The organism is Rhodococcus sp. ENV425, assembly GCF_002887785.1.
In the GTDB taxonomy this organism is placed as follows: domain Bacteria; phylum Actinomycetota; class Actinomycetes; order Mycobacteriales; family Mycobacteriaceae; genus Rhodococcus; species Rhodococcus aetherivorans.
Genome location: NZ_PCZU01000187.1, coordinates 25,149 through 27,031, shown reverse-complemented (window position 1 = coordinate 27,031; position 1,883 = coordinate 25,149). Strand labels below are relative to the sequence as shown.

Below are 1,883 nucleotides of genomic sequence, written 5' to 3'. Positions count from 1 at the left end.
CGGCTCTCGACGCCGCGCTGGCCGACCGGTCGGCGTTCGTCGGGGCCGCGGAGGCGCAGGTCGCCACCGTCGTTGCGGCGGTGCAGGACCTCGTCGAGCAGTACCCGGACGCCGCGAAGTACACGCCGGCGCCGATCCTGTAGGGATCGTCCGGAACGGGCTGCCGGGGGATTTGTCAGATGGGGGTAGCCGAAGTGCAGGGGAGAAGATGTTGGCTGGGAAGCCGGGTAATGCCGTACGAATTCGGGATGCGGTGCGGACACGAGCCGCGCTGCTCGACGCCGCGACGGAGGTCTTCCTCCGCGACGGATACGCCGCGGCGGCGACCGAGGAGATCGTCGCCGTCGCGGGCGTGACCCGCGGGGCGCTCTACCACCACTTCGCGAACAAGCGGGACCTGTTCCGCGGCGTCGTGGAACGGATGCAGGTGGAGACCGAGGAGACGCTCGCGGCGATCGAGGGGAACGATCCGTGGGACTCGTTCACCGCGGCGGTGCTCGCCTCGCTCGACGTCGTGTACGACCCGGCGATCCGCCGATTGCTGCTCATCGAGGCTCCCGCGGTGCTGGGCTGGGCGGAGGTGCGGGAGGGGCACCGCAAGAACACCATCATGATCACCGAGCGCGCGCTGCGGGCCATCGCGCGGCGCAGCGGTGAGCCGGCCCCGCAGTCGTCGGCGCTGGCGCACATGATCGTCGCGGCCGTGGAGGAGGCCATGCTCTACCTCGCCCACAGCGACGACCCGGTCCGCGAACGGCCGGAGGTGCAGGCGCAGCTGCTGCAGCTCCTCGAGGGCGTCCGGCGGCCGGCACCCGTCCAGGAGAGTGCGTGAGCGACTGCGTGTTCTGCGCGATCGTCGCCGGCACCGCGCCGGCGAGCATCGTGCTGGACGAACCGGACGTGTTGGCGTTCATGGACATTCGCCCGTTCACACCGGGACACCTGCTGGTGATCCCGAAGCGTCACGCGTCCGGTCTCGCGCACCTCGATCCGCAGGACGGCGCGCGGGTGTTCGACGCGGGCCGGCGCATCGCCACCGCACTGCGCGCGAGTTCGCTCCCGATCGAGGGGGTCAACCTCTTCCTGGCCGACGGCGTCGCCGCCGGCCAGGAGGTGTTCCACGTGCACCTGCACGTCGTTCCGCGGCGTCGCGGCGACGGGTTCGGGCTGCGGGCGGTGCCGCGCACCCCGAACCGCACCGTGCTCGACGGGACCGCCGAGACGATCCGCGCGGCGCTGAGTGTGGGTTCCGATTGAGGCCGGGTGAATCCTCCGGACTCACCCGGCCAGATCGTCCGGGCCCACTTCGTCGTCACGCCACGCCGACGCGCTGACGCCCTGGCCCGACCGCAGCCACAGGATGCCAACGGTCAGGGTCGAGGCGAGCGAGCCGACGAGGACGACAGCGCGGCCGGAACGTCCGCGCCTGCGGAGCCGGCTCACCGGGGAACGGGAGGAATCGGTCACCGCACCATCCTCCCTCATCCCTGATGCGGCGGACATGTGCCCGATGGGCGCCTGCCCCGGCCGGCGACTGCATTGCCCTCGTCTCCCGGGCGCGGGAGACTGTCTGTGGACGGCGACCCGGCGAGTCGCAGGCGTTCGAGGAGGCGGTCGTGGAGTTGCAGATCGTGGCGGTCGACGAGTCGGACGACATGAACCTCGTCGGGAGATCGCCGGGATGATCGACGGGCGGCCGCCTGCCCGCGTGGAGTCGAGTTCCGACGTCGCCGACCGTAAAGCCCTGCTGCGCACGATCGGCTACAAGCTGTGAGCGGCCCCGTGCCGGACCGTCGGTAACCGGGTGCCGAGCCCGCGCGAGAGGAGACGACCGTGTCCGCTCGAAAGTCCGTACATCCGGGGATTCACGGATACGCGCGCAG

The 1,883-nt window shown here is 71.2% G+C and carries 3 protein-coding genes and 1 pseudogene; 3 read left to right on the top strand and 1 reads right to left on the bottom strand.

Annotated features, from left to right (window positions below; genetic code table 11):
* Window positions 1–253: 253 nt before the first annotated feature.
* Window positions 254–832: a TetR/AcrR family transcriptional regulator gene (locus tag CQZ88_RS15575; RefSeq protein ID WP_006931853.1), complete on the top strand. Its 579-nt coding sequence runs from the start codon at window positions 254–256 to the stop codon at window positions 830–832.
* A complete protein-coding gene (locus CQZ88_RS15570) occupies window positions 829–1,257 on the top strand; it encodes an HIT family protein (protein ID WP_006931860.1) in 429 nt (142 codons plus the stop codon). Before CQZ88_RS15575 ends, CQZ88_RS15570 begins: the two co-directional genes overlap by 4 nt.
* 21 nt (window positions 1,258–1,278) lie before the next feature.
* Here the strand turns inward: CQZ88_RS15570 and CQZ88_RS15565 are convergent, their stop codons facing one another.
* On the bottom strand, window positions 1,279–1,467 hold the full coding sequence (locus tag CQZ88_RS15565; protein WP_102800001.1) for a hypothetical protein: 189 nt from the start codon (window positions 1,465–1,467) through the stop codon (window positions 1,279–1,281).
* A gap of 199 nt (window positions 1,468–1,666) precedes the next feature.
* Between CQZ88_RS15565 and CQZ88_RS32410 the strand changes: the two are divergent.
* Window positions 1,667–1,774, top strand: a pseudogene (locus tag CQZ88_RS32410) (adenosine-specific kinase); the annotation flags it as partial.
* Window positions 1,775–1,883: the final 109 nt, after the last annotated feature.